This window comes from Halalkalibacter oceani (assembly GCF_023715605.1).
Taxonomy (GTDB): Bacteria; Bacillota; Bacilli; order Bacillales; family Bacillaceae_D; genus Halalkalibacter; species Halalkalibacter oceani.
Window position 1 is genome coordinate 1 of record NZ_JAMBOL010000054.1, and the last position, 5,578, is coordinate 5,578.

The 5,578-nt window shown below is 48.7% G+C and carries 4 protein-coding genes; 3 read left to right on the forward strand and 1 reads right to left on the reverse strand.

The features are described from left to right. Positions 1-235 precede the first annotated feature (235 nt). Positions 236-3,112, reverse strand: a complete 2,877-nt coding sequence (locus M3202_RS21840) for an endo-1,4-beta-xylanase (RefSeq protein ID WP_251225331.1) — start codon at positions 3,110-3,112, stop codon at positions 236-238. Between the two features lie 393 nt (positions 3,113-3,505). Here M3202_RS21840 and M3202_RS21845 point away from each other — a divergent pair, with 393 nt between their 5' ends. From M3202_RS21845 to M3202_RS21855, 3 genes are read left to right on the forward strand one after another with little or no spacing between them, the layout of a single operon-like run. Next, positions 3,506-4,735, forward strand: a complete 1,230-nt coding sequence (locus M3202_RS21845) for a DNA polymerase IV (RefSeq protein WP_285890658.1) — start codon at positions 3,506-3,508, stop codon at positions 4,733-4,735. Next, entirely contained in the window at positions 4,732-5,070 is a 339-nt protein-coding gene (locus tag M3202_RS21850; RefSeq protein ID WP_251225332.1) for a YolD-like family protein, read from the forward strand. The genes M3202_RS21845 and M3202_RS21850 overlap by 4 nt, the downstream gene beginning before the upstream one ends. Before the next feature lie 5 nt (positions 5,071-5,075). Next, the gene (locus tag M3202_RS21855; protein WP_251225333.1) at positions 5,076-5,336 is read left to right on the forward strand and encodes a hypothetical protein; all 261 of its coding nucleotides are present in this window, start codon (positions 5,076-5,078) and stop codon (positions 5,334-5,336) included. Positions 5,337-5,578: the final 242 nt, after the last annotated feature.

Sequence of the window (5,578 nt, forward strand, 5' to 3'; positions counted from 1 at the left end):
GTTTGCCTCGGACTTCCTTCAGATTCTAGGTCACCCTAGACACCCTTGTCGTTGGCTAACAGTTACAGTGACCTTCACTGCTCGGGACTTGAACCCTATAGCCCATGCACATGCCGGGCACACCAAAGAAAAAGCCCTTCTCCTTTCTGGAGAAGGGCTTGCGGCCTCTGGTAGGCGATTCAGCTAAAACAAAGCTGACGCCTTTTTACTGGCATTATTGTTATATGCTTGCGGATTAATCCCAAACAATATAGCATTCGCGAATCTGTCCGTTGCCCTTCGTGTCGACATAAACCTTATATGGGCCCACTTGATAGATGTCTTCCGCGTTGTTCCTGATCAGTACTTCTTCACTGAAAGTCTCCGTCAAACCATCGGAGTATACTTCCGTAACGGTGACTGTCAGCCTGTTCTGATTCCCATTAAGCCTCTCTACTGTAGCCCCCGGTGTCGCACTGTCAAGAGTGACGACCGGGAGAATGACCGCGCCAAGTAGTTCAGAGCCATCATAGGCAACGACAGCATAATTCGCCTCGGCATCAACATCACTGCCTGCAACGCTGATCAGTGCTTCGCCATTTACGAATGGTGAGGAGGCTACTGAAACGCCGTCCTTTTCCAACACCGCTGTGGAGCCATCAGGGACATCCGCCGTGACGGGGATACTGGCGTCACGCTCACTTACGAGACGCTTCACCGGGGCGAGGCTTATATCCACGCCCACTTTTGTTACGTCCTCGTCTACATAGTCCGACACGTACTCATACAACTTAACACGGCTAACCCCTGCATAGTTCTCTAGTGGCTCCGTGCCGCCCTGGCCGACAAACCCGCTTTCGTTGCCGTGCAGCGCATACGTGTAATTGCTGGAACCCGTATGGAGAAATAGCGTTGTCTCCCCGGTATCAGGGTCTATCCCCGTGTGATACCACACCGCCTGATCCAATGCATGATCTCCAATAGTCGTATCTGTACGTAAAGGAGCTGTATCGTCGCTGCTCAAATCCCGCCACAGAATGGATGGAGCGACAAGACCGCCGTGAACGAGACTTAACATGGTATAGCCAGTGTATCCGTTCTCGCTTGTGTATTGGCCCGGATCGGGACTCGTTCTCTCATTAAAAATAAATCTCATATTATCCTGGATCAGTTCCGGCGCTATAATCATGTCATCTTCTATCGTGACAGGCGTACCTGCAAGCCCGCGCTTGGCGGTTGTGACCCCACCGGTCGCCGGGACGGATGGTACATTCATATTCGTCAGTGCCAAACCTGAGTTGGCGGAGACAACAATATATGTCTTACCTGACTCAATCGTTTTGGCCAATCTCCAATAATTTTCCGCAGTATTGAAGTCTGTAATACGCGCTGGAGTAATCGGAGCCCAGTTCTGATCCCATAGAGACTTCTTCAACGTCAATGTTTTCAATTCATCATCGTCTATCTTACTTTCCGTATTAATAGTGAGCGTACCACTTGTATGTTTCGGTAATGGCTGGAATTCCTCACTATTGAGCATTGCCAGCTTACCGTCGTCCAGATGATAGAACGCCTGAATTAGTTTCGGTGCGGTTTCGCCGTCACTGAAGCGGATAGTAACGGATGAGCGGTAGCCCGTATCCGCATAGTTTTGGTCATTCCCCCATTCGGCGGTCATATGCCCGAAGTTTACCGTATACGTCGTCGATCTATGCGGCGATTCCTTCCAGGCTATTTTCACCGTCGCCACGGCTGGCTCCCCGGCGCTCACCGCACCATTTGCCGGATTCAGGGTCACGCTGACATCCACATCTTCATCTTGGTATTCATGTGCAAGGTTTGCGGCAGAGAAATCAATATTTGACACGTCCTTTGGCACGTTAACATCAAATTCAGTTTTGCCTCCAACATTGAAAACCTCACCGCCGAATTCAAATGACGTGAGCTCAGGCGGCAACTCACCAATTCCAAGATAGACCTCCGGATTTACGATCGCCCAATAGGCTTCTTTTGGTTCACGGTTGGAGTCGAATGGCAGCGGGTAGCCCGAACTGCGCCAGCTGTTGTTATCAGACACGCCCCAGAATGTGACACGTGCTATATCATCGGAGTACTTCTTGTACAGCGCGAACAGCTTGGCGTACATTACTGCCTGCTCCTTCAATTGCGCCTCGGTAGGCGGTTCGTCAGCCGATGTACCGTTGAGCTGTACATCAAGCTCGGTTATGCTGATCTCCACCCCGGTTTCACGATAGATCTTTAGCACTTCCTCTAAATTATCTATATTGAGTCTTGTGTTGTAATGCCCTTGTATTCCGATGCCCTCGATCAGTTTCCTGCCGTTTGCTTCAGGGTGTTCATCCGCGTATCTTTCATTGAGCTCCTTGACCATTGAGGCAATCGCGATTGCTTTATTGGGAAGCTCTTCGTCGTTAAAGTCATTGTAATACAGAGTGGCATCCGGGGCAGCCTCGCGCGCGAATAAGAAGGCATCATAGATATAATCCCAGCCATTTCCACCGTTGGCGTAAGCTTCAAACCACCGGGATGGACGTTCCATTGGATTAATGCCGGATCGAAGCGCGTTTCGCCAATCGGTCGGATTTTCCGGGTTATCCCTCATGGCTTCGTTAACAACGTCCCAAGCATCAAGCTTATAAGGACCCTGACTATAGTGCCCGGCGATTGTCGAAATGTACCTTTGCAGGCTGGCCCTTGCCTCAGTATAAGTCTGACCACTTGGCGGCCAACCAGCTGACTGATTATGCCACACCAGCGCGTGTCCTTTCGTATAGAAACCGTCCTCTTTGACTTGAGTTAACATACTGTCGGCAGATGTGAATGACGGATCGCCGGTTGCATCGCGCCATATGGAGTCCGGCTTCGTAGCGTTTTCTGGCGTCAGTGCGTTAAAGTGAAACTTCATAAAATCATACTTCTCTGCATTGGCATCGCTCAGGTCGTTCGGGCTTACCACATTACCGATAAGAAAATGGTCTTTGTACACTTCTTTCAGCGACACAACCTCTGCCGCTGAAGCATTGATGACCGGCATTGTGGTCGCGCTAAACGAGCTTAAGATAAAAACAAATGCTAAAAAATACGCCCAACGGCTTCTGGCTTTTTTTTGCAAAATAAATCATTCCTCTCTCGCTTTCATTTCTTCTTTTTTCGTAATTCGCTATTTTGATGGTCATTGGATCATGCCACCCGTAATGGTAACGCTTTCATTTATGGTGCTTATACGCCCTGATGTCCGTCAGCTACACTCCCATCCTGTTCTATTAGGCATTAAAAGTTATATTTGACAGCAAAAGGTGGATCCCCTCTTTTTCCAAAAAGATTTTTTTATTAAAACATGAGCCCTTATGTTTCATTCACTTTGCAGTACTTTTTCAACCCCCACTCAAGCAAGGCTGTTAACGAACATACATTTGCCATTTATTAGCCATTGAATAACAAATAAGTATTCGCATATAATATGAACATAAAGCAAACACTTGTTCTTATTCAGGAGTGAATCATCATGAAAGTGATCTTTTTAGTTGATATGCAGTCATTTTACGCTTCGCTGGAAAAGGCTCGGGATCCGCGTTTAGATGATAAACCGGTCATCGTCGCCGGTGATCCTAAACGCCGATCTGGTGTTGTCTTAGCTGCTTGTCCTTTGGCGAAGAAACGCGGTGTGAAAAACGCTTCAAGGCTGTGGGAAGCTTTACAGAAGTGCCCGGAGGCTGTTGTCGTACCACCGCGGATGGAGGACTATGTTATAGCGGCGACCGGGATCACCGCGATCCTAGAGACATTCACACCGCTGGTTGAACCTTATTCCATCGATGAACAATTTATGGATGTGACAGGGAGCCAAAAGCTATTCGGTTCGCCATATAAGATTGCCCGGATGGTTCAGACGGCAATTTGGGAAAAGTACCAAGTTCGAGCCAGGGTCGGAATCGGTGAAAATAAGGTCCTTGCTAAAATGGCCTGTGATAATTTTTCTAAAAAGAGTAAAGGCGGGGTCTTTTGGCTAAAAAAAGACGAACTTGAGGAACATCTGTGGCCGCTGCCCGTCGGTTCCATGTTCGGCGTTGGCTCACGCATGGAACAGCACTTACGTAACATGGCCATTCGGACGATTGGCCATTTGGCCGCCTGTCCGGTCGAGCGTCTTAAAAAGAGGTGGGGCATAAATGGTCATGTGCTTTGGATGACAGCGAACGGCATTGATTATTCACCAGTGTCCATTGGTTCCCATCAGGGCGAAAAGACGATCGGCCATGGCATGACACTCCCTTACGATTATACGACCCGGCGGGATATTCGGGTCGTGCTGCTGGAGCTTTGCGAGGAAGTTTGCAGCCGCGCACGCCGCTCACATGTCATGGGTCAAACCATCTCATTAAGCGTGTCAGGAGGGAGCTATATGATACCGGCCAGCTTTCATCGACAGAAGACAATCGCCTCCGCTACAAATGTCACAATGGAGATGTACAGCTACATTTGCGAGCTGTTTGACAAGTTCTGGGATGGATTCCCGGTACGTCGATTAGCGGTATCGCTGGACAAATTGCAGTCGGATAAAGTCGTCCAACTGAGCTTGTTTGAGCAGGATAGAGACCGCCTCTTACAGATCGGTTCAGCCATGGACCGGATAAAGGGCCGCTACGGGCAAACGTCCATCATCCGGGCTTCCTCTTTACTTTCCCCGGGCCAGGCCCGCGAGCGCGCAGCTAAGATTGGGGGACACTACAAATGAGTGAGTATCTCAAGCGAAAAAACTTACTCTGGGAAGGAAGCAGATTCGTCCTTCCAGAGCAAAAGGCAGCCTATTTAGAGCATCAGGCGAATCAAAATAAGCTTCCTCCTCCACTGTTGGACGATCAGGCATTAATGGAAATCGGCATGATTGTGATGGATGCCCTCCAGCGGAAGCAGGAGGTGACCGTTGTCTATTGGGATGATGGCGCTTATAAGGAGATTAACGGAGTGGTTGATCTGGTGGATCATCAGCTTCAGCATTTCAAGATAAGCACCGGGTCTGATTACGAGTACATTCACATTAAGTATCTTAAAACAGTAGAAAGGGTGTAACTGTTATGGATCGGGTAACGGACATTGAGCGTAAAACTTTAACAATCATCAACAATATGTCTCAGCTGCACCGCATACCGACTATTGATGATTTGTGTCAAAAGACTGGCCGTGGCAAACAGCGGCTGCTCCCTGTCATCGAACAGCTGGCTCATGATCGCAAGGTTAAAATACTAAATGCCAAGCAAGTCATTATGCTCCCGCTCCCTCGCTGGTACGAAAGGGAGCTCGAAGAAAAAGCACGCCAAACGGACATCGACCTGTAGCTCCTAGTAATCAGAGAGCTATGTAAATCGCCCAAATTTGAATCCTGATTTACGCATGAAGCAGCTGCTCTCTTTTAAAAAAAAGCGTCCATTACGCATGCGAGTTCACCCAATTGATAGGAGGTTACTCATTAGTTGAGTAGCCGACCTTCCACACCACCGTACGTACCGTTCGGTATACGGCGGTTCCTAAGTTTACACCTTAACAGTTTTGAAATGTTCCGAGAAAGATGCGTATCCTG

Excerpts from the sequence above, each read along its gene's own strand:
- M3202_RS21845 (WP_285890658.1), top strand. The coding sequence starts at position 3,506 with ATGAAAGTGATCTTTTTAGTTGATATGCAGTCATTTTACGCTTCGCTG.
- M3202_RS21850 (WP_251225332.1), top strand. The coding sequence starts at position 4,732 with ATGAGTGAGTATCTCAAGCGAAAAAACTTACTCTGGGAAGGAAGCAGA.
- M3202_RS21855 (WP_251225333.1), top strand. The coding sequence starts at position 5,076 with ATGGATCGGGTAACGGACATTGAGCGTAAAACTTTAACAATCATCAAC.